The organism is Denitratimonas tolerans (assembly GCF_037203605.1).
Taxonomy (GTDB): Bacteria; Pseudomonadota; Gammaproteobacteria; order Xanthomonadales; family Xanthomonadaceae; genus Denitratimonas; species Denitratimonas tolerans.
The window spans coordinates 1-20,486 of record NZ_JBBDHC010000010.1 but is presented as its reverse complement, the minus strand read 5'-3'; the positions used below and the strand labels follow the sequence as shown (position 1 = coordinate 20,486).

17 protein-coding genes and 1 rRNA gene are annotated in these 20,486 nt (G+C 69.6%); 5 read left to right on the top strand and 13 right to left on the bottom strand.

Annotated elements, in window-relative coordinates:
- Positions 1–77 precede the first annotated feature (77 nt).
- Positions 78–662, top strand: coding sequence for a DUF3617 domain-containing protein (locus WB794_RS08175; protein WP_337335363.1), 585 nt, complete (start codon positions 78–80; stop codon positions 660–662).
- A 46-nt stretch (positions 663–708) separates the two neighbouring features.
- Here WB794_RS08175 and WB794_RS08170 read toward each other — a convergent pair whose 3' ends face one another.
- From WB794_RS08170 to WB794_RS08160, 3 genes are all read right to left on the bottom strand, one after another.
- Complete coding sequence (locus tag WB794_RS08170; protein ID WP_337335362.1) at positions 709–3,192, bottom strand: M14 family zinc carboxypeptidase; 2,484 nt, start codon at positions 3,190–3,192, stop codon at positions 709–711.
- Between the two features lie 83 nt (positions 3,193–3,275).
- Complete coding sequence (locus tag WB794_RS08165; RefSeq protein ID WP_337335361.1) at positions 3,276–4,790, bottom strand: YifB family Mg chelatase-like AAA ATPase; 1,515 nt, start codon at positions 4,788–4,790, stop codon at positions 3,276–3,278.
- The gene (locus WB794_RS08160) at positions 4,787–5,335 is read right to left on the bottom strand and encodes a DUF488 domain-containing protein (RefSeq protein ID WP_337335360.1); all 549 of its coding nucleotides are present in this window, start codon (positions 5,333–5,335) and stop codon (positions 4,787–4,789) included. Before WB794_RS08160 ends, WB794_RS08165 begins: the two co-directional genes overlap by 4 nt.
- Positions 5,336–5,370: 35 nt before the next feature.
- Between WB794_RS08160 and WB794_RS08155 the strand changes: the two genes are divergently transcribed.
- Positions 5,371–5,592: a hypervirulence associated TUDOR domain-containing protein gene (locus WB794_RS08155; protein ID WP_337335359.1), complete on the top strand. Its 222-nt coding sequence runs from the start codon at positions 5,371–5,373 to the stop codon at positions 5,590–5,592.
- Positions 5,593–5,599: 7 nt separating this feature from the next.
- Here the strand turns inward: WB794_RS08155 and WB794_RS08150 are convergent, their stop codons facing one another.
- Positions 5,600–5,857 (bottom strand): accessory factor UbiK family protein, encoded by a 258-nt coding sequence (locus WB794_RS08150; protein WP_337335358.1) that lies wholly within the window; start codon positions 5,855–5,857, stop codon positions 5,600–5,602.
- A gap of 117 nt (positions 5,858–5,974) precedes the next feature.
- Here WB794_RS08150 and glnK point away from each other — a divergent pair, with 117 nt between their 5' ends.
- From glnK to WB794_RS08135, 3 genes are all read left to right on the top strand, one after another.
- A complete protein-coding gene (glnK, locus tag WB794_RS08145; RefSeq protein WP_337335357.1) occupies positions 5,975–6,313 on the top strand; it encodes a P-II family nitrogen regulator in 339 nt (112 codons plus the stop codon).
- An 83-nt stretch (positions 6,314–6,396) separates the two neighbouring features.
- Entirely contained in the window at positions 6,397–6,942 is a 546-nt protein-coding gene (locus WB794_RS08140; RefSeq protein ID WP_337335356.1) for a LemA family protein, read from the top strand.
- Positions 6,942–8,762 carry a DUF2207 domain-containing protein gene (locus WB794_RS08135; RefSeq protein WP_337335355.1) on the top strand — a complete coding sequence of 607 codons (1,821 nt, stop codon included), beginning with the start codon at positions 6,942–6,944 and terminating at the stop codon, positions 8,760–8,762. Before WB794_RS08140 ends, WB794_RS08135 begins: the two co-directional genes overlap by 1 nt.
- A 102-nt stretch (positions 8,763–8,864) precedes the next feature.
- Here the strand turns inward: WB794_RS08135 and WB794_RS08130 are convergent, their stop codons facing one another.
- The 9 genes from WB794_RS08130 to rrf form a co-directional block, all read right to left on the bottom strand.
- On the bottom strand, positions 8,865–12,191 hold the full coding sequence (locus WB794_RS08130; protein ID WP_337335354.1) for an ankyrin repeat domain-containing protein: 3,327 nt from the start codon (positions 12,189–12,191) through the stop codon (positions 8,865–8,867).
- Entirely contained in the window at positions 12,188–12,436 is a 249-nt protein-coding gene (locus WB794_RS08125) for a YcgL domain-containing protein (RefSeq protein ID WP_337335418.1), read from the bottom strand. Before WB794_RS08125 ends, WB794_RS08130 begins: the two co-directional genes overlap by 4 nt.
- A 71-nt stretch (positions 12,437–12,507) precedes the next feature.
- The gene (pepP, locus tag WB794_RS08120) at positions 12,508–13,836 is read right to left on the bottom strand and encodes a Xaa-Pro aminopeptidase (protein WP_337335353.1); all 1,329 of its coding nucleotides are present in this window, start codon (positions 13,834–13,836) and stop codon (positions 12,508–12,510) included.
- A gap of 2 nt (positions 13,837–13,838) precedes the next feature.
- Positions 13,839–14,381: a UPF0149 family protein gene (locus tag WB794_RS08115; RefSeq protein WP_337335352.1), complete on the bottom strand. Its 543-nt coding sequence runs from the start codon at positions 14,379–14,381 to the stop codon at positions 13,839–13,841.
- Positions 14,382–14,421: 40 nt separating this feature from the next.
- Complete coding sequence (locus WB794_RS08110) at positions 14,422–15,435, bottom strand: 3-oxoacyl-ACP synthase III (RefSeq protein ID WP_337335351.1); 1,014 nt, start codon at positions 15,433–15,435, stop codon at positions 14,422–14,424.
- Between the two features lie 340 nt (positions 15,436–15,775).
- Positions 15,776–16,603, bottom strand: coding sequence for a rhomboid family intramembrane serine protease (locus WB794_RS08105; protein WP_337335350.1), 828 nt, complete (start codon positions 16,601–16,603; stop codon positions 15,776–15,778).
- Positions 16,604–16,715: 112 nt separating this feature from the next.
- Entirely contained in the window at positions 16,716–17,675 is a 960-nt protein-coding gene (locus WB794_RS08100) for a TerC family protein (RefSeq protein WP_337335349.1), read from the bottom strand.
- Positions 17,676–17,947: 272 nt separating this feature from the next.
- Positions 17,948–20,116: a DNA helicase II gene (uvrD, locus tag WB794_RS08095; protein ID WP_337335348.1), complete on the bottom strand. Its 2,169-nt coding sequence runs from the start codon at positions 20,114–20,116 to the stop codon at positions 17,948–17,950.
- Positions 20,117–20,238: 122 nt separating this feature from the next.
- A 5S ribosomal RNA gene (rrf, locus tag WB794_RS08090) occupies positions 20,239–20,352 on the bottom strand.
- Positions 20,353–20,486 lie beyond the last annotated feature (134 nt).

Here is a 20,486-nt window from a genome sequence, read left to right as displayed (position 1 = left end):
CGGCACTGTCCGCAGCAGCGCCTCCGGCCTCCATGCGCCATCCTGGCCGCACACCCACCCCGACCGAGGAACGACCCATGCACCATTCCACCGCTCCGCACACCCGCCTCCGCCGCACGCCTTTGCTGGGCGCACTGCTCTCCCTCGCCCTGATCGCCGTGTGCCCGGCCGTTCTGGCCAATGAAATCGAACCTGGGCTGTGGGAGTTCCGCACGAAGATGGACTCGCCCGATGGTTCCAGCCCCGTTGCCGCGCAGATGGCACAAATGCAGGAGCAGCTCAAGAACCTGCCGCCTGAGGTTCGCAAGATGATGGAGCAGCAGATGGCGGGGGCCGGCGTCGCTCTCGGCACCGGCGGGGAAGGCATGTCCTTTCGCGTGTGCATTACCCCGGAAGACGCCAAGGCCGGCCCGATCCGCGAAGGGCAGCAGGAAGGGGAATGCGTCTACTCGCGCGTGCAGCAGAAGGGCAATACCTGGAGCGGGCGGGTAACCTGCAGCGAGCCGCAGATGCAGGGCGACTTCACCACCACCCTGCACAGCCCCAGCCACCACACCACCGAGGCGCGGATGCAAGGCCAGTCGATCGGCACGATGACGATGCAAACCGAATCCAGACGCCTCGGGAACGACTGCGGCAAACTGTCGCGACGCGGGCGCTGATCGGGCGGACGACGAGGCGGCACGCTGCCGTGCCGCCGGATCGGGGTCAGCCTGGACCGACCCCGAAGCCGTCGGCGAAGATCGCATCGCCGAGCGGAGTCTGCGAATCACGGCAGGCCTGGCCGCCGGCGCTGAGGCGGATGTTGTCCACCGCCCAGCCGGCCGCATTGACCGACGCATCCGACTGGAGCCGGAAGCGAAGACGGAAGGCGCTGCCGCCGGCCGCCGCGGGCAGTTCGATCCGGTTCGCCTGCCAGGCGGTGCGGCCGCTGCAGCTGTAGACCTCGGTCCAGCTGCCGCCGCCGTTGCTGCTGTACTCGACCCGGCCAACGTCGTAATTGGCCTCGGTGGCACAGCGGTCCTCGAACTCCAGCACCGCGTCGGCGTAGCCGGACAGGTCCAGGTTAGCCGCCAGCGTCAGCGAGGCGCTGGCATTGTTCGGGTAGCCGGGCGTGTGCCAGGCCATGTCGGCGTGGCCGCCGATGCCGGTCCCGATCACCCAGGGCGACTGCGCGCTCCAGTTCGCGCCGCCCTGCTCCACGTCGTCGAAAAGGCGCTCGCACACGGACAGCAAGGCAAAGTCGCGCACCTGCTGCTGCCCGCCGGCCAGCGCCACGCCGTGGAGCTCTTCGGCAAGATGGCCCGGCGCGCTGACGCGCACGTCCACCGTGCCGGCGCGCATGGTGCGCAGATAGCTGCCGTCGGCGGCACTGGACTGCGCGACGCGCTCCTCGTCGGTCACCGGATTGCGCACAGTGACACTGGCAGCCAGCGGCGCACCGTCCACCAGCGCCGTCACGGTACCGGCGAGCGCGGCGATCTGCGCGGCGGGCGCGACATCCACCAGGGCCGCATCCGGCGTTCCGGCGCGCCCCTGACTGTCGGTGCCCTGCACGAACACCAGATAGCGACCGTCGGCCAGTCCCGCGGTCGGCAGCGAACCGGTCGCCGTCTCCTGGGTGGCGTTGAACGCGCCGTCCGCGGCGGCCAGCGGAATGGCGGCTGCGCCGCTCGCCCAGGGCGGCGTGCCGACATAGGCCGCCGCCGAGGCAATCGGATAGGTGGCCTGGGTACCGTTGGACTGGTTGAAGCGGCCGCTGTGCAGTGACGCGCTCAGGCGGATCGGGTCGCCTTCGGCCACGAGTTCCGGCGATGCCGTCACCGCCAGCGTGTCCGGCCCGTAGGGCAGCCGGTACGGCGCATGGGCCGCGCGCGCGGCGTAGCGCAGCGCGGCGAGGTTGATCGGATAGGTGCTCGATTCGAAGCTGGCGCAGCCCTCGAAGAAGGCGGTGCCCAGCTCGATGGTGTAGGACGGCGCGCCCAGCAGGCCGTAGAAGGTGTCGTCCGTGGTGCCGTCGGTCGGATACAGCTCCACCGCCGCCTGCGGGGTGTAGCCGTTGAACCAGGCCATGCGCCGGCCGAGCGTGCGCAGCGCGGCGTCGTTCGGCGCGGCGGTGTAGACATCGCCCCAGGACCACAGCACCAGCTTCGAATAGCTGTGCACGTCGAAAAAGAGGCCACGATAGTCGTCCGGCGCAGGCGTCGTGGTGTCGTCCGGCCGGCGGTCCTGCAGCACGCCGCCCGAATACACCCCGCCCGCGCCGCGCGTGCCGGCGACGTAGGTCACCAGGTTCACGGTCTCCGGCTCCGACATCGGAGTCGGGCCGCGATAGGTTTCGGCGCATGCATTGCCGCTCGAACCCTGCCCACCGGTGGTGTTCCAGTGGAAGGGAAAGTTGCGGTTGAGGTCGATGCCGTAGGTGGTGCTGCCGCACGAGCCGTTGGTGTTGTTGGTGTTCTTGCGCCAGGACAGCCCGGTCTCGGCTTTCTTGCGGCCGTCCGGATTGGCCATGAGGATCAGGTGGAAATCGACGTGATCGAGCAGCCAGGTGGCCTGCGGATCGATCCCGTAGCCCGTCGCCAGCCATTCGGCGAAGCGGGTGAGCAGCTCCGCCGGGGTGTACTCGCGCGCGTGGATCGAACCGTAGGCGACGAAGGCCGGGCGCTGCGGATCGGATGCGAGGGTGTCGAAGTTGGTCAGGCGCAGCACGCGCATTTCGTGGCCGTTCGCCGGGTTCCGGCTCTTCTCCCAGCTCGGGCCGATGCCGCCGACGGCGGCGAGTTGCGGATAAGCGAGCGCGAGGTCGTCCATGGTCTGGTAGGCACCCTCCACCGTGCGGTAGCAGGCGAAGCCCGGAATCGACGGATAGCCGCCAGCGCTGAGCGTGCGGGTGCCGGCCGCGAGCGCGACATCCATCGACTTCCGGAAATCGCGCAGCTGCGCGGTGCCGGCCAGATCGATGCCCACGGTGAGCCCGGCGGCCTCGAGCATCGCGATGCCGGCCTCATCCACATCCACCCGCAGCAGCTGGCGCTCGGCGTCGATCTGGGCATGCTGCAGCTGCGCGGTGGCGCGGTGCAGCGCGGCGCGGTCCGGCCAGTGCGCCTCGACCATCCATTCTTCGGCGCTGGCGCTCGAAAAGACCACGCACGCAACAGCCGCCATGGCGGCAAAGGCGAGGGTGCGCATTGATGTTTCCCCGAAACGAAAGGCGCGATGGTACTCGCGTGCTTCGGTCAATGATGCCCGTTTTCAGATGTTCTTGACCAGGATCAGCCGGCCGGTTCCATCCGCCGATACCCGATGGCCTCGGCCAGGTGCGCGGTGCCGATGGCGTCGGTGCCGGCGAGGTCGGCGATGGTGCGCGCCACGCGCAGGATGCGCTGGCTGGCGCGCGCGGAAAGATGCAGCTGGTCGATGGCGCGTTCGAGCAGGAGGCGATCGTTCGGGCTGAGCGCGCAGTCGCGATCGGTCCGTGCCTGCGGCAATGCGGCATTGGCCATTCCGGCGCGCTGCAGCTGGCGCGCGCGGGCGGCTTCGACACGGGCGCGCACGCGGGCGCTGGTCTCCCCGCGCGGTGCCTCGGGACGCAGATCGGCCGCCGGCACGCGCGGCACTTCGATCTGGATGTCGATGCGGTCCAGCAGCGGCCCGGAAATGCGCGCGCGGTAGCGGGCGACCTGCTCGCGGCTGCAGTGGCAGCGCCCGTTCGGATCGCCCGCCCAGCCGCAGGGGCAGGGATTCATCGCGGCGACGAACTGGAAGCGCGCGGGAAACTCGGCCTGGCGTGCGGCGCGCGAAATCACGATGCGGCCGGATTCCAGCGGCTCGCGCAGCACTTCGAGGGTGCGCCGCTCCCATTCGGGCAGCTCGTCCAGGAACAGCACGCCGCGATGCGCCAGGCTGATCTCGCCGGGGCGCAGCGACGCCGCGCCGCCGCCGCCAACCAGGGCGACGGCGGTGGCGGTGTGGTGCGGCGCGCGAAATGCGGGGCGTCGCCAGTTCGCAAGGTCCGGCCGCTGCCCGGCGAGCGAGGCGATGGCGGCGCATTCCAGCGCATCCGCGTCGCTGATCGAAGGCAGGAGCGTCGGCAGGCGCTGCGCCAGCATCGACTTGCCGCTTCCCGGCGGGCCGATCATCAAGAGGTTGTGGCCACCGGCGGCGGCGACTTCCAGCGCGCGGCGCGCCTGCGGCTGGCCGCGCACGTCGGAAAGATCGGGAAGCGAGGCATCCACTTCGGCGACGGCGGTTTCCGGCAGCGGCCCGGGCAGTTCGCGCCCGGTCTGCAGCAGCGCGCACACTTCCAGCAGGGTGCGGGCGAAGCGCGCGCCCGAGTGCTGCGCGAGCGAGGCTTCGGCGCGGTTTTCCAGCGGCAGGATGATCTGCCGGCCGGCCTGGGCGGCGGCCAGCACGGCGGGCAGCGCGCCTTCGACCGGACGCAATTCGCCGGTCAGCGCCAGCTCGCCGTGGAACTCCCAGTCGCGCAGCGCCTCGCGCGGCAGCTGGCCGGAAGCGGCGAGGATGCCCAGCGCGATCGGAAGATCGAAGCGGCTGCCGTCCTTGGGAACGTCCGCCGGTGCCAGGTTGATGGTGATGCGCCGCTGCGGCAGTTCGAGCTGCGAACAGGCCAGCGCGGCGCGCACGCGGTCGCGGCTTTCCTTCACCGCCGCATCGGGCAGACCGACGATCGACACCGCCGGCAGGCCGCCGGCGATATGCACCTCCACCCGCACTTCCGGTGCCTGCACGCCGGTCTGGGCACGGCTGTGGACCAGCGCAAGGCTCACGGTGCCGGCTCCGCGGCGGCCGGATACAGCAGCGCGCCGTCGCCGCGCGCCACGACGCCGGGCGTCAGCTCCGCGGGCTTTACCGCACCCTCGCCCAGGAGGTGGAACACCGCGCAGCCTGCGGCCATCAGGTAATCGGCGATGATACGGCGGTGGCAGCGCCACCACACCGCCTCGGCGCACATGACCGCGGCCGGATGGCCGCCCTCCCACGCCATCAGCTCGGCCAGGCCGGCGCGGAAGGCCGGCGTGGTGGCGTAGTCGGCATAGTTGTGGAAGCTGCGGTTCTCCCACCAGGCATTGGCCTCCGGAGCCACACCGACAGCGCGCGAGCGCCGCCCGCCGAGCGCGGGAAAGTGCCGGTAGGCACGCCCGCGTGCGGCGAGTGCCGCGCCCAGCGCCTCGCCATCGAACTGCGGCATCGCGCGCGAGTGCGCAAAGGCGCGCACGTCGGCCACGCCGCGCACGCCGGAATCCTCCAGCAGGCCGATGAAGGCTTCGATGCTGCGGTTGGAGTGTCCGAGGGTGTAGAAAGTGGGCGTCATGTGGCCAGGTCCGGTGGAATCGGGTGGAGGCGGCAATGGAACGTGCGTTCAAGGTGGATGACTGGGTGCAGTGGAACTCGGAGGCGGGCCGGGTGCATGGTCGCATCGTGGCGGTGCACGAGGCGGAATTCCTGGTGCACGGCTATCGCCACCACGCCACGCCGGAAAACCCCCAGTACGCCATCCTCAACCCGCGCACCGGGCACGTCGCCTACCATCGCCCGCAGGTGCTGGTGCGGATTCCGCCGCCGGACTGAGTCCGCATCAGGCGGAGGGGGTTGCCTCCAGGCTGTCGCGCATCGCGATGGCGTATTCCAGCGCTTCCAGCCGGGCGCGGGTGCGCAGCAGCAGCGCGCGCTGCACCTCGAACTCTTCGCGCGTGACAAGCTCAAGCCGCTGCAGGCCCGCCTGCAGCGCGGCGCGGAAGGTCTTTTCGAGATCGGCGCGCGCATCGGCAAGGCTGGGTGGCAAGAGCGCGCCCAGGCGCTGCGCGAGGTCATCGGCCAACTGCAGGTTCACCATGATCGGGACTCCGGAAGGGTTTACCGCATCCTGTCACGCGCCCGGCATTGCCGCCGTCGGAGGACGCACTAGAATCGCCTAGGAAAAATCCTAGCCCGAAGGAAGGGAGCAGCACTCATGAAAATGGTGATGGCCATCATCAAGCCATTCAAACTCGACGACGTGCGCGAGGCCCTGTCCGAAGCGGGCGTCACCGGCATCACGGTCACCGAGGTCAAGGGCTTCGGCCGCCAGAAGGGGCACACCGAGCTGTATCGCGGCGCGGAGTACGTGGTCGACTTCCTGCCCAAGGTGAAGATCGAGGTGGCGGTCACCGAGGATCAGCTGGAACGGGTGATCGACGCCATCCAGCGCTCGGCCAACAGCGGCAAGATCGGCGACGGCAAGATCTTCGTCTCCGCGCTCGAACAGGTGATCCGCATCCGCACCGGGGAACTGGACGCCGACGCGCTGTAACGCTCCAATGCAGCCGCGACGGGTCACGTACCGGCGCGACTGGCGTCATCTCCGTTACCCTCACCGCGCCGGGGAGAACGCGCATGGCTTGGGTGGTTTTCGCATTCATCGCGGGCGTGCTGGTGTGGGTGGCCATCGCGTTCAACCGGCTGGTGCGCCTGCGCAACCAGGTGCGCACGGCCTGGGCCGATATCGACGTGCAGCTCCACCGCCGGCACGACCTGGTACCCAACCTGGTGGCTGCGGTGCGGGCCTATGCCGGACACGAACAGGCGACGCTGGAATCCGTCGCGCAGGCGCGCAGCCGCGCGATGAGCGCGACCACGCCGACCCCGCAAGGGCGCGCGGAAACCGAGCTGGAAGCCGGCATCGGCCGCCTGCTGGCGCTGCGCGAGTCCTACCCCGAGCTCAAGGCCAGCGGGAATTTCGCGCAGCTGCAGCGCGATCTGGTCGCGGTCGAGGACCAGCTCCAGTACGCCCGCCGCTTCTACAACGGCGCGGTGCGCGACTACAACGACGCCATCCAGCGCGTCCCCGATGTCCTCATTGCCCGTGTTTTTTCGTTCTTGCCAGGTGAGTTCTTCCAGGCGGAAGCCCCCACCCGAACGGCACCGGAGGTACAGCTGTGATGCGTTTTGCCCGATCCATCGGCCACTTGGCCGTCGTCCTGCTCCTGCTGGCCGCCAGTGCGGGGGCCGTCGCGCAGGAGCGCATCCTCGACTACCGCATCGAGGTGGCCATCCAGCCCGATGCCAGTCTGGAGGTGACGGAAAACATCACCGTGCGCGCCGAAGGCAGTCAGATCCGGCGCGGCATCTACCGCGATTTCCCCACCCGCTACCGCGACCGCGCCGGCAACCGGGTCGTCGTGGCGCTGGACGTGCTGGGCGTGGAGCGCGACGGCCGGCCCGAGCCGTGGTTCACCGAGAACCTCTCCAACGGGGTGCGGATCAACACCGGCAACGACGACTTCCTGCCGGTGCCCGCCGACATCCGCTTCACCCTGCGCTATCGCACCACGCGCCAGATCGGCTTCTTCGCCGAGCACGACGAGCTCTACTGGAACGCCATCGGCACCGGCTGGGCGTTCCCCATTGACGCGGCCCAGGTGGAGGTGCGCCTGCCCGAGCCGGTGCCGATGGCGCAGATGAGCGCCGAGGGCTACACCGGCCCGCAGGGCGCGAAGGGGCAGGACTACACCGCCACCCTCGTCGAGCCGGGCCTCGCGCGCTGGCACCTGACCGCACCGCTGGCTCCGCAGGAAGGCTTCACCATCGTGCTCGGCTTTCCCAAGGGCCTGCTGCCCGAACCCACCCGTGCCGAGCGCGCGGGCTGGCTGCTGCGCGACAACCTCGGCGTGCTGATCGCGCTGCTCGGGCTGATCGCGCTGTGGTACTACTGCATCACGCGCTGGTGGCGGATCGGCCGCGATCCGCGCGCCGGCGTCGTCATCGCGCGCTACGACCCGCCCGCCGGGCGCTCGCCTTCGGAACTGCGCTTCCTGGAGCGCAAGTGCGCCTACGACGTACGCTGCTTCACCGGCGACCTCCTGCTGCTTGCGGTGCATGGCAAGCTGCGGTTGCACCGCGACAGCGCGCTGGATCGCCTATCCGACAAGCTCGACGCCACCGGAGCGCCGGCAGGCGTCAAGCGGTTCGTGGGCCGGCTGCTGTCGGGACGCGACATCTGGACGGCCACGCGCACCCACGGCGGTCCCGGCGGCGAGTCGCCCGTCATCGCCGCCACCCTGCTCGCCAACCTGCTGCCGCAGCCCGGGTCGAACATCGAATTCGACGAGAAGAATCGCACCGCGCTGATGGCCGCCAAGGACCACCATACCAAGGCGCTGAAAAGGCACATCGACGACCGCTACTACAAGCAAAACCTCGGCACCTGGGGCCGCGCCCTGCTGATCGCCCTGACGTTCGCCGTGACCGCGCTCGCGCTGTCGGGCGGCTCCGGCATTCCGGTCATCCTCCTGACCGGTGTCGTGATGCTGGCGAGCCTGATCGCCTTCGGAATCCTGATCGCGGCCCCCACCGCCGAGGGCCGCCGCCTGCTGGACGAGATCGAGGGCCTGCGCACCTATCTGCGCGTGGCCGAGCGCGACGAGCTGAAGAACCTGCCCGGCCCCGATGCGCCACCCGCGCTCGATGCCGATCGCTATGAGCGCCTCCTGCCCTACGCCGTGGCGCTGGATGTCGAAGAAGCCTGGACGCGCAAGTTCACCCTCGCCGTCGGTGCCGCCGCGGCGGCGGCCACGACCGGAGCGATCAGCTGGTACAGCGGCGGCTCCTTCTCCAACCTGGACAGCATGGTCTCATCCATCGGCGGCAGCCTCACCAACTCCATCGCCTCGGCGTCCACGCCACCGGGCAGCTCTTCGGGCGGCGGCGGTGGTGGTTCCTCGGGCGGCGGTGGTGGCGGTGGCGGTGGCGGCGGACGCTGAATCGACCCGCGTCGTCCCCGGCCAAGCCTCCGGTTGAAGACAGGAACCCGTCGAGGCCCGGAATGCCGCCGCGCCGAACGAACGGCGCGCGGAAAGGGGGCGCTACTCGCGCGGTTCGCGCAGGAATCGCGCGATGGGCGGCGTGGGTTCCCGGTGCACGAATTCCGAGGCGATGTCCACATAGCCGCGCACCAGCGCGACCTCGCCGGCACGGCGGTTGAGCGTGTCGCGCAGGTTGGGATCGGCACCGGCGGCGAGCAGGCGGCGCACCGCGCGCCCCATGCCGTGCAGGGCCGCCAGGTGCAACGGCCCGAAGCCGCGCCGCTCGCGCGCGCCCAGCCCCACGCCGTACCGCAGCAGCACATCGAGCTGGGCCAGGATCACGTCTTCCCGGTACGCGGTGCCCGGCTCGAAGCTGGCACCGAGCAGCAGCAGGAGCGGGGTTTCCCCGACGCCATTGACCGCATCGGCGTCGGCACCGGCAGCGAGCAGCGACTCCCAGATCACGCTGACCGCTTCGGCGTCGCGCGCGCCGAAGCCGAACTGCGCCAGCGCGTGCAGAACGGTGCCGCCGTGCGCATCCGCGGCCTGGACGTCGACGTCGTGCGCCAGCAGGGCGACGATCGCCTGCCCCTGCCCGAGCGCGGCGGCGATCATCAGCGGCGTGATGCCGCCGGGCAGGCGCTGTTCGACCGAGACGCCGCTTTCCACCAGCGCCCAGACCACCTCGATCTGGCGCGCGGTCAAGGCCACGCTCAGGCAGGTCGCGCCGGAATTGGCGGTGAGATCGGGATTGGCCCCGCGCGCCAGCAGGTCGCGGACGAGATCGACGTGGCCACCGCCGCAGGCGCGCAGCATCGCGGTGCAGCCCTGGGCATCGGTGGCATTCAGATCCAGGCCCAGATCCAGCAGCCGCGACACGCCCGCCGCATCGCCCACCTGCGCGGCGGCGACCAGGTCGCTGCCCCGAAGCCTGCGGCGCGGCAGCCGCCACTGCGACCAGTCCAGCCAGCGCACCAGGTGACCGTGGCCCAGCGCGAGCGCCAGGCCGTGCGCGGTCTGCCCATCCGGGCCGCGGGTGGAGGGCTGTGCGCCGTGCGCGACCAGCCGCCGCACCGCCCATTCGCTGTCGAGCTGGCAGGCCTGCAGGAGCGCGGTGGCACCGTGCAGGTCGCGCGCTTCCGGATCGACGCCCAACGCCAGAAGCTGGTCGAACAGGCGTCGCCAGCCCAGTCGGAGCACCTGCTGCAGCGGCGGCGTGCCGCCGCTGTCCGCGCCGAAGGGATCGGCACCGCGGGAAAGCAGGAGCAGGGCCACATCTTCACCGTCGGGGCGATCGCGGGCATCCAGCAAGGCCGCGTTGAGGTAGCGCGCCAGCGTGCCGCGCCCGCTCGGCGAGGACCCACGTTCCAGCAGGGCCACGAGGCCGGCAGTAGCCGCCGGCCCCAGCGCGAGGAGGCGGGACATCAACGGCATGCCTTCCTCATCGGTGGCATCCGGGTCCAGCTGCGCCGCCAGCACCCGCGACGCGCCGCGTCCGAGGCGCGGCGCGAGATCGAGGAACAACGCGGCGCGTTCGGAACCGGAAGCCGTCGCCAACGGCAGCAACTGCCTCGCCGTATCGAAGTTCTCCCGCTCCAGCGCCAGGCGCAGGCGCGTCAGCGGCGGCGCATCGACCAGTTCTTCGTCGGTTTCCGCCAGGCAGGCGGGCAGCACATAGCCCGGATCGAGCAGGGCCACGTGCGCCCAGCGCCCGGCAGCGACCGCGTAGTCGATCGCGCGCCGCCCATCGGCCGCCGGCCGCTGCGGATCGACGCCCAGCGCGAGCAGGGCCTTGACCGTCGCGGTATCGCACGCCGTCGCATGGCAGGCAATCGCCAGCGCGTTGCGCCCGCTGTGATCGCAGGCCCCCGGATCGACCCCGTGATCGGCCAGGCACTCCACGCAGGCCAGCGAACCCGACCGCGCCGCTTCCAGCAGCGGCGTGACGCCTTGGCCATCGGCGATGTCGGCGTGCGCACCGGCGGCCAGCAGCGCAGCGGCAATGCGATGGTTGTTGCGCAGGCAGGCGGCGTGCAGCGCGGTGCGCCCGAGGCGATCGCGGGCATCGACCTGGGCGCGATGGCGAAGCAGCAGCTGCAGCATCGCCGGATCGTCGTCCTCGCGCGTCGCCGCCAGCACCACGGCCGGATCGCCACCGCGCGGCTCGACGGCGGCGCGGCGCTCGATCAGGTAGCGCGCCACGTCGAGATTGCCCAGCGCGGCCGCCACGCCCAGCGGGCTGGCACCCTGCGCATCGAGGACATCCAGCGGTGCCCCGGCATCCAGCAGCAGGGCGGCAATGGCCGGATCCGCGGCGCGCGCGGCCGCGTGCAGCGCCGTCTGGCCCGTGTCGTCGATCGGTCGCGGATCGGCACCGTTGGTCAACAGCATCTGCACCGCATCGGGCCGGCCGTGGTAGCTGTCGCGCACGGCGGCCATCAGCGGCGTCAACCCGGCGTGGGCGAGGTTGAGATCGACGCCGGCACCAATCAAGGCGCGCAGCAGGCGCAGGTCGCCGAGGACGGCCGCGAGCATCGGAAGGGTGCGCTGGTCGCGCGCATCCGCGGCAGGAAGCGACCAGGGATCTCCACCCATGTCCAGCAGCCGCAGCGCCTCGGCCACCTGGCCGGCGCGCGCTGCCTCGTAGAGCGCGGCGTTCACGCCCGGGCCGGGCGTGTAGGTGCGCGCCGCGACCGGGGCCGCGGCGGCCTCGGCCAGCCGATCGGCCAGTGCGCCCTGCGCGCGCGCCAGCTGCCGGCGGGACGCCGACAGCGCCAGCAGCGCCAGCAGCGGTGCCAGGATCAGCGCGTGGGCGACCACGCCGCTCCGGAAGATCGCCACCGAGGGCCACAGCGCCGGCAAGGCCAGAGCCAGGGCACAGAGCGCCAACAGCACGAGGCTCCCTGCCGCGATCCAGCCGGCTGCGCCGCCACGGGTCGCTTCGCCCGCATGATCATGCGGGATGCCCAGCAGCGTATCCCGGGACTGCATCAGTGCCTGCGCCGGCAGCGCCGCGCGCTGCCAGGCCAGCACCAGGGCTACACCCACCACCAGGCCGAAGGCCAAGGCCGAGGCAAGATCACCGCCCTGCGCCAGCCGTGCGGCCGGCCAGGCCAGCGCCGCACCCAGCACCGCCAGCGCGAGCCAGCTTCGCCACAGGCCACCGCGCAGCTGCGCTGAAAACACCGCAGCGAAAGACGGAAGGTCGGATGTCGCGAACCAAGCTGCCGCAGCGATCAGATAGAGCGGCACGGCCAGCGTCGGCGCCAAGGTCAGGGCCAGGTGCGGATGCAGCAGCGGCAGCAGGGCCAGCGCCACGGCCGGCAGGAACCCGACCAGGCGCCACCCCAGGGCGCGCGGCTCCTCGCGTGCGGCCATCGTGTTCATGGACCGCGCGCCTCCATCGGCGGCGGCAGCTGCAGGTAGCAGCCGCGCGTGCGCAGCGCCTCGATCACCATCACCGCATCGGCGCGCGCCAGCCGACGCTCCGGCGTCAGCTCGAGCTCCATCACCGGCTCCAGCGCGCCGAGGCGCAGCCGCAGCGCTTCGGGCAGCGCGTCGAAACCGTCCTTCTCGGAGAGATAAACGTAGGTATCGGGGCGCAAGCGGCTTCTGTAGACGTGGCAGCGCATGGGAAGCAACGTTTCCGGCGAGGGGCCGGTCGCAGCATAGCCGGTCGGCACCGCTGGAGCGACGCGCCGCGTCACTCGCCCGCCATCAGCGCCTCGATCGCATCCGGATCGCGCGGTACCCCGTCGCTGAGCACTTTCGCTCCCTGCCGCGTAACCACCACATCGTCCTCGATGCGGATGCCGATGCCGCGCCACTTCGCCGCAACCCCCGGCGCATCGGGCGCAATGTAGAGGCCCGGCTCGATGGTGAACGCCATGTCCGGCTCCAGCACGCGGAACTCGCCGTCGATGCGGTACTCGCCCACGTCGTGCACATCCAGACCCAGCCAATGGCCGGTCTTGTGCATGAAGAAACGCCGGCAAGCCTGCTCCTTGAGGCACTGCCGCAGCGTGCCCTTGAGGAGCCCGAGGCGCAGCAGCCCCTCGGTCACGACATGCGTCGCCGCATCGTGCATGGCCGCCCAGGAGGCACCCGGCTGGACCACGTCGAGGGCGGCGCGATTGGCCGCCAGCACGACGTCATAGAGCGCACGCTGCGCCGGGCTGAAGCGCCCGTTCACCGGGAAGGTGCGGGTGATGTCCGAGGCATAGCCCTGCAGCTCGGCCCCGGCATCGATCAGAAGCAGGTCGCCATCGGCCAGCAGCGCGCGGTTGGCGCGGTAGTGCAGCACGCAGGCATTGGCACCGCCGCCCACGATCGGTTCATACGAGGGCACGGCACCGTGCCGGCGGAAGCGATACAGCAGTTCGGCCTCGATCTCGTACTCGAAGCGACCCGGCCGCGTGGCGCGCATCGCATCCACGTGCGCCAGCGCCGCGATGCGCGCGGACTCGGCCATCAGCCGGCGCTCACCGGGACTCTTGAACAGCCGCAGGTCGTGCAGCAGGTGTCCCAGTTCCTGGAACTCGTGCGGCGACTGCGCGCCCTGGCGGGCCATCGCGCGCACCCGCTTGACCCAGCCGATCAGGGTCAGGTCGAACTCGGTGTCGCGGCCGAAATGGTAGTAGACCCGGGTCCGCCCCTCGATCAGCCGGGGCAGGATCTCGTCCATGTCCGTATACGGGTAGGCATCGTCGATGCCGAGCGATTCGACCGCCCCTTCCGGCCCCAAACGCGCGCCGTCCCAGGCCTCACGCTCCGGATCGCGTTCGCGGCAGAACAGCAGCGTCTCGCCGGCGGCGCGACCGGGCACCAGCGCCAGCACCGCCTCCGGTTCTTCGAAGCCGGTCAGGTACCAGAAGTCGCTGTCCTGGCGATAGGGATGGTGGGAATCGTTGCTGCGCACCCGCAGCGGCGCGGCGGGCAGGATCAGGATGGCCTCGGGACCGGCCATGCGCATGAGCTGGCGACGGCGGCGCGCAAACTCCGCAGGCGCGATCGCGGGTGCGCTCGCGACCATGCTCAGTGCAGCCGCGTTCCGCGCCCGGGCGCGGAGCGTGCATCGCCGTGGATCAGCAGCACCGCGACCCGCACGAACTCCGTGATCTCGACCAGCGCGTCCTCGTCCTGCTCGCCCTCGTCGACCGAGAAGGCGGCGATGCCGGTGAGATCATCGAAGGCCTCCTGCGCCTCGGGCGAAAGCGCGGGGCGTTCGGGCACCAGGGCCAGCCCGGAGAGGAAGCCGCGGCACCAATCGAACAGCGCATCGATGCGCTCGCCCAGCGGTGCCGATTCCTCGGGCAGCAGCAGGTCGAAGCCGAACTCGCCGTCGTCCAGCGCCTCGCGGGTACCTTCGAAGAGGTCGTTCAGATCCGGATCGGCGGCTACCCGGCGGGCATCCGCCTCGAGCTGCAGCGGCGCAAGCCAATCGGAGGCCGTCAGCGGTCCACCCGCGGCCAGATAGCCGGCCAGGAGCCCCTGCAATTCGGAGGCATCGATGCCGATGCCGCAGCGCACCAGCGCCGCATCGACGCGCTCGAAACCGGGAATGCGCGTGGCGGCCATCAGCGCGGGAACGGGAGCCGGGACAGGCGCATGGCGCGCCTCACCACACCACTTCGGCCATCGAGCAGTTCAGCCCGGAGCCGATGCCCAGCAGCGCGATGCGGCTGCCCTTCTTGAGCCGCCCCATTTCCTTGAGCTTGGAAAGCACGATCGGCACCGAGGCCGGACCGATGTTGCCGTACTCGGAAAAGATCGTGAACACCTTCTTGGGATCGATGCCGATGGCCTTCACCAGCGCGTTGGTGTGGACCTGGCTGACCTGGTGGATCACGAACTCGTCGAGCTCGTCGGCCACCCAGCCCAGCGCCTGCCGCGCGGCCTGGTAAGTCTTGGTGGCGAGCTTGACCCCTTCCACCATCAGCATGCGGGTGTCGGTCACCATGCGATCGAGATTGCCGCGGCACAGCGTGTTCCATTCCGTCGCGGCGCGCGATACGCCGCCCTTGTACTGCGGCGCATCCGGTGCCAGATCGCGGCGCGCCAGCACCATTGCCACCGAGCCGCTGCCCAGCGTCAGGGTCGCCAGTTCCTGGCGGAACTGCTCGTCCGTGACATCGGGGGCCAGCAGGCGCTCGATGGTCTTTTCATACGCGAGGTTCGCGGACTCGCCGTCCACGATCAGCGCGTACTCGATCTCGCCACACTCGATCATCCGGCTGGCGATATCCATGCCGTTGAGGAAGGCGAGGCAGGCGTTGGCCACGTCGAAGTTCTGGCAGGTATCCGCCAGCCCGAGGTTTCCGGCAACGATGCTGGCCGTGGACGGCTCCAGGTACTCGCGGCTGACCGAGGTGCTCACCAGCAGGCCGATCTTCTCGCGCGGCACGTCCAGCTCGGCAAGCGCCTTTTCCGCCGCCAGCGTGGCGGCATCGGAGACCTCGACGCCCTCGGCCCAGAAGCGGCGCGCGTGGATGCCGGCGACATCGCCCAGCACATCGACGCGGATACCCAGGCGATCCAGCATCGGGCGCAGGCGCTCGTTGACCTCCGCGGAGGTGAGCCGGCATGGGGCATCGATATGCGCGAGGCTGGCAATGGAAACATTCTGGAACACGGCAATCCTGTCTGGAAACGCGGCAACAAAGCCGCCGAACGCTACAGTGATCGAAAGAACGCCGCAAGCCGGAGACCTGCCGCGAGAATCACGCGGCCTCCTGCGTCCATCACACTGGAGTGTTCCGAACCCATCCCACGCCAGGCACGGAAGCATTCATCCGGTACCCGGCCTGGTCTGGCCTGAGTCGACGCCCGCAGCGCGGCTTCCTCACTGCGCTCCATCGCGGCACATCGCTTGTCGGCGCTCGCGCGTACCTGCGCGTGCCAAGACGAAATTATCGCACGGGATGGCCCGAAGCGGTGCGACCGGCGGCCCATTCCTGCCGGCCTGAAGCACGTCACTGTGCCGGCGGATCGGGCGACGCGGGCCGGCGCGGCGGAAACGGGATGACGTCGGCACCCGCCCCATGTCCCGTGGGCGCCTCCGGACGCACCCAGAGCACCGGCACACCCTCGGGCGGCGGCGGCTCATACATGCCGCGCTCCTCGGCCGCCAGCGCCTCCTCCAGCGCGTCCGCCTCGTGCTCGTCATCCTCCCAGCTGTAGCGTTTGCCCGCCGGCGCGGGATCGAGGCGAAAGAAAAGCACGGCGGCCAAAGCACCGAAGAACGCGCCGCCCATATGCGCTTCCCACGACACCTCCGGCTCGCCCGGGAGAATGGTCAGCAGCATGCCCCCGTAAAGAAAGAACGCGATCATCGCCGCCGCGATCGCGGGCCGGTCGCGGCGCAGCGCGCCGGCAATGAACAGGAAGAACATCAGCCCGTGGCTCAGGCCGCTCGCGCCCAGGTGGTAGGACAGCCGCCCGATGATCCACACCACCAGGCCCGAACCCAGCCACACCAGCAGGATCGAGCGCAGCGCCGCGCGCGGATAGATCGACAGCATCAGCGTCCCCAGCACCAGCAGCGGCAGGGTGTTGTTGATCAGATGCCCCACCGACCCATGCAGCAGCGGCGCGGTCAGGATGCCGACCAGCCCGGTGGCGGCCTTCGGGAAGATGCCAAGCGCCGAGAACGATACGCCCAGCCAGGTTTCGACCAGCTTGATCCACCACAGCACGGTAATGAAGCCGGCGCTGAGCAGCAGCGCGCGCAGGAAGCGCCCTCGATCCAGCCGCGTCTGTTCGTGCGGATCGGGCAACGGCTGGTTGAGTGGCACATCCATCGTGCGCGGTTCCGGAGGGACAAGTCCCCTGTCTGTGGTCGCGCGACGGGAATTGCAAGGCTGCGCTGCTGCGCGCCGCGCCCGTTCGGGCGACGGCAGCGGTGCCGAGGCCTCAGTCGACTTCCTTGTTTTTCGGCGGGAACAGGACGCTGGCCACCATCGATGTACCGATCGCCAGCGCCACCACGACCAGCGCCGCGCCAATCGGGATATGCCAGAAATGCATGATCAGCATCTTCACGCCGATGAAGATCAATACCGTCGCCAGGCCGTAGGCGAGCAGGTGGAACTTGTCGGCCATGCCCGCCAGCACGAAGAACAGCGCGCGCAGCCCGAGCACCGCGAACACGTTGGAAGTGAGCACGATGAACGGGTCATCGGTGATGGCAAAGATCGCGGGGATCGAATCCACCGCGAAAATCACGTCGGTGATGCCGATCATCATCACCACGACAAAGAGCGGGGTGAACCAGCGCGTGCCGTTCTCGCGGATCACGAAGCGCGTGCCGTGGTATTCGGATGTCACCGCCAGACGCTTGCGGATCCAGGTCAGCGCCGGATTGCTGCCGATGTCCGGCTCATCGCCCACGCCCCAGAGCATTTTCACCCCGGTGAACACCAGGAACGCGCCGAAGATGTACAGCACCCAGTCGAACTTCTGGATCAGCGCCGCGCCGATGAAGATCATCACCGTGCGCAGCAGGATCGCCCCGATGATTCCGTAAATCAGCGCCCGCTGCTGCTGTACGGGCGGCACCGCGAAGTACCCGAACACCATCAGGAACACGAAGATGTTGTCGACCGCCAGCGCCTTCTCCACCAGATAGCCGGTAAAGAACTGCAGCGCGATATGTTTGGCCTGCTCGTCACCCAGCGGCCCGCGCAGATACCACCACAGCCCGACGTTGAACAACAGCGCCAGCGCGATCCATGCCGCGCTCCATTTCAGCGCCTCGCTCGTGGCGACCTTGTGCGGTCCCTTGCTGCGCAGCACGAACAGGTCCGCCGCCAGGGCGATGATGACGATGACGGTGAAGGCGACCCACATTAAGGGCGTGCCGATGGTGTGCATCCGTGGTCTCCAGAAAGCGAAAGCCCCGACCGCAAGGCGGTCGGGGCCCGAATTCCGGACACACCTCCGCCGTCGCCGGCGAAGGTCTTGCTCGCGTCAGGCCACTGGCCTGCCGCCTGCCGCACCGGGATCGACCTGCGATCCGTCCTGACGACGCGACAGCGAAGAGCTACTCCCCTTCACGCGTTCGGCACCGGGGCGCCAAAGCGGCGTGACTTATGGCACGGGGACCGCGGTCCGTCAAGCCTGCGGGGCCGGAACTGCGCGCCGATTCAAGCCAGCGCCTCCAGCTGCGCGAACGCCAGCACCAGCCATTTCGCGCCCGCCTCCTCGAAGTTGACCTGCACCCGCGCGTGCGCACCGGAACCTTCGGCGTCCATGATCGTGCCTTCACCGAAGCTCGGGTGGCGCACACGCTGACCCAACCCGAACGCCCCATTCGGCACCTCGCCGGCCGCTGCCGCCCGCGCCCCCGGGACGAATGCCGGGCGCACCAGGCTGATGCGTGGACGCACCTCGCGCAGGATCGCGGGCGGCACCTCGCGCAGGAAGCGCGAAGGCACGCCCAGCGTATCGATACCGTGGATGCGCCGCGACTCGGCCCAGGACAGGATGAGGCACTCGCGTGCGCGGGTGATGCCGACGTAGGCGAGGCGTCGCTCCTCCTCCAGCCGGCCGGGTTCCTCCATCGAGCGCTGCGCGGGGAACAAGCCTTCTTCCATCCCGCCCAGGAACACCTGTGGAAACTCCAGCCCCTTGGCCGAATGCAGGGTCATCAGCTGCACGCCGTCCTCCCAGGCTTCGGCCTGGCCTTCGCCGGCCTCCAGCGCCGCATAAGTCAGGAAGGCAATGAGAACATCCGAAGTCGCATCGTCATCGCTGCGCGCAAAACGGCTCGCCACGGTCACCAGCTCGTCGAGGTTGTCGGTACGCGCGTCCATCAGGCCGCGCGACTCGTTGGCGTAATGAGCCCGCAGGCCGGATGCGGCAAGCACGTGGTCGATGCGCGGTGCCAGATCGAGATCCACGGTCTCCTGTGCCAGCGACTGGATGAGTTCAACGAATCCCCGAAGCGCATGGCGCGCGCGCGCCGCCAGCCGCGTACCGTCGATTTCGCGCCTGACAGCATCCCAGAGCGAAATTCCTTCGTCGCGCGCGCGCGCGCGAACCTGCTCGAGCGTGCGCGCCCCGATGCCGCGCGGCGGCGTGTTGACCGCACGTTCGAAAGCCGCATCGTCGGCCCGGTTGGAAAGCAGCCGCAGATAGGCAAGCGTATCCTTGACTTCGGCGCGCTCGAAGAAGCGCACGCCGCCGTAAACGCGATACGGCAGGCCGGCCTGCATCAGCGCTTCCTCGAAAGCGCGCGACTGGGCGTTGGATCGGTAGAGAATGGCGCAATCGGATGCCCGCCCACCGCCGTCGATCCACTCGCGGGCGCGCGCGGCCGCGTAGCGCGCCTCGTCGTTCTCGTCGTGCGCGGCGAACACGTCGATCGGATCTCCATCGGTCCCTTCGGTCCAGAGGCGTTTGCCCAGACGCCCCGGATTGTTCGCAATGACCGCGTTGGCCGCTGCCAGGATATTGGAGGTGGAACGGTAGTTCTGCTCCAGACGAATCATCCGCGCCTGCGGGAAATCGCGCAGGAAATGCTGCACGTTTTCCACCCGCGCCCCGCGCCAGCCGTATATCGACTGGTCATCGTCCCCCACCACCAGGACCGAGCCGGTGTCGCCGGCGAGCACGCGGACGAAGGCGTACTGCAGGGCGTTGGTATCCTGGAACTCGTCGATCAGGATCGTGCCGAAGCGCTGTCGGTAATGCCCCAGCAGCCCGGGTTCACGCAGCAGCAGCTCGTGGCTGCGCAACAGGAGTTCGGCGAAGTCCACCAGCCCGGCACGCTGGCACACCTCCTCGTAGGCCCGGTAGATCGAAAGGAATGCATCCGTGCCCGGATGCCCGCCCTGGATGGCGTCGGCACGTTTGCCCTCGTCCTTGTGCGCATTGATGAACCAGGCGGCCTGGCGTGGCGGATAGCGGCGGTCATCCAGGCCGAGGTCCGCAATCACCCGCTTCACCAGCCGCAGCTGGTCATCGGCGTCGAGGATCTGGAAGGTCTCCGGCAGCTGCGCTTCCTGCCAGTGCTGCCGCAGCAGGCGGTGGGCGATGCCGTGGAAGGTGCCGATCCACATGCCGCGTGTCCCATCCGGCATGAGCGCCTCGCAGCGCAGCCGCATCTCGCGCGCGGCCTTGTTCGTGAAGGTGACCGCGAGCACGCCCCAGGGCGGCACCCCGACTACCTGCGTCTGCCAGGCGATGCGATGGACAAGCACGCGCGTCTTTCCCGATCCAGCGCCGGCAAGGACGAGAAGGTGGCGATCAGTGGCCGTTACAGCCTCGCGCTGGGCGGCGTTGAGCCCGTCGAGCAGGTGGGAAACATCCATCGCATGATTGTAGTGGCTCGCAGCGTGGCGCACGCATCGGCAGCCACGCCGCTGCCGCATGCGCCCCGTAGCGCGCGCAAAGAAAAACCCCGCAGCGTGAGCTGCGGGGTTTTGGCACAAGGCCCTGGCGATGACCTACTCTCGCATGCGCGAAGCACACTACCATCGGCGCGGCTGCGTTTCACTTCCGAGTTCGGGATGGGATCGGGTGGTGCCACAGCGCTATGTTCACCAGGGAGAGGGTGGAGGGTCGCGGTCAGCTATTGAAGTCCGGGCAAGGATGCCCGGGCTCATGCGGAAGGATCCGCCGCTGTCGCGCTCACGCTCTCATGGGGATGGGACGTAACAAGGTTTGGTGATGTCTCGATGT

Excerpts from the sequence above, each read along its gene's own strand:
- WB794_RS08175 (WP_337335363.1), top strand. The coding sequence starts at position 78 with ATGCACCATTCCACCGCTCCGCACACCCGCCTCCGCCGCACGCCTTTG.
- WB794_RS08100 (WP_337335349.1), bottom strand. The coding sequence starts at position 17,675 with ATGCACACCATCGGCACGCCCTTAATGTGGGTCGCCTTCACCGTCATC.
- WB794_RS08150 (WP_337335358.1), bottom strand. The coding sequence starts at position 5,857 with ATGGTGAACCTGCAGTTGGCCGATGACCTCGCGCAGCGCCTGGGCGCG.
- WB794_RS08155 (WP_337335359.1), top strand. The coding sequence starts at position 5,371 with ATGGAACGTGCGTTCAAGGTGGATGACTGGGTGCAGTGGAACTCGGAG.
- uvrD (WP_337335348.1), bottom strand. The coding sequence starts at position 20,116 with ATGGATGTTTCCCACCTGCTCGACGGGCTCAACGCCGCCCAGCGCGAG.
- WB794_RS08130 (WP_337335354.1), bottom strand. The coding sequence starts at position 12,191 with ATGAACACGATGGCCGCACGCGAGGAGCCGCGCGCCCTGGGGTGGCGC.
- WB794_RS08140 (WP_337335356.1), top strand. The coding sequence starts at position 6,397 with ATGGCTTGGGTGGTTTTCGCATTCATCGCGGGCGTGCTGGTGTGGGTG.
- WB794_RS08105 (WP_337335350.1), bottom strand. The coding sequence starts at position 16,603 with ATGGATGTGCCACTCAACCAGCCGTTGCCCGATCCGCACGAACAGACG.
- WB794_RS08170 (WP_337335362.1), bottom strand. The coding sequence starts at position 3,192 with ATGCGCACCCTCGCCTTTGCCGCCATGGCGGCTGTTGCGTGCGTGGTC.
- glnK (WP_337335357.1), top strand. The coding sequence starts at position 5,975 with ATGAAAATGGTGATGGCCATCATCAAGCCATTCAAACTCGACGACGTG.
- pepP (WP_337335353.1), bottom strand. The coding sequence starts at position 13,836 with ATGGTCGCGAGCGCACCCGCGATCGCGCCTGCGGAGTTTGCGCGCCGC.
- WB794_RS08125 (WP_337335418.1), bottom strand. The coding sequence starts at position 12,436 with ATGCGCTGCCACGTCTACAGAAGCCGCTTGCGCCCCGATACCTACGTT.
- WB794_RS08115 (WP_337335352.1), bottom strand. The coding sequence starts at position 14,381 with ATGGCCGCCACGCGCATTCCCGGTTTCGAGCGCGTCGATGCGGCGCTG.
- WB794_RS08160 (WP_337335360.1), bottom strand. The coding sequence starts at position 5,335 with ATGACGCCCACTTTCTACACCCTCGGACACTCCAACCGCAGCATCGAA.
- WB794_RS08135 (WP_337335355.1), top strand. The coding sequence starts at position 6,942 with ATGCGTTTTGCCCGATCCATCGGCCACTTGGCCGTCGTCCTGCTCCTG.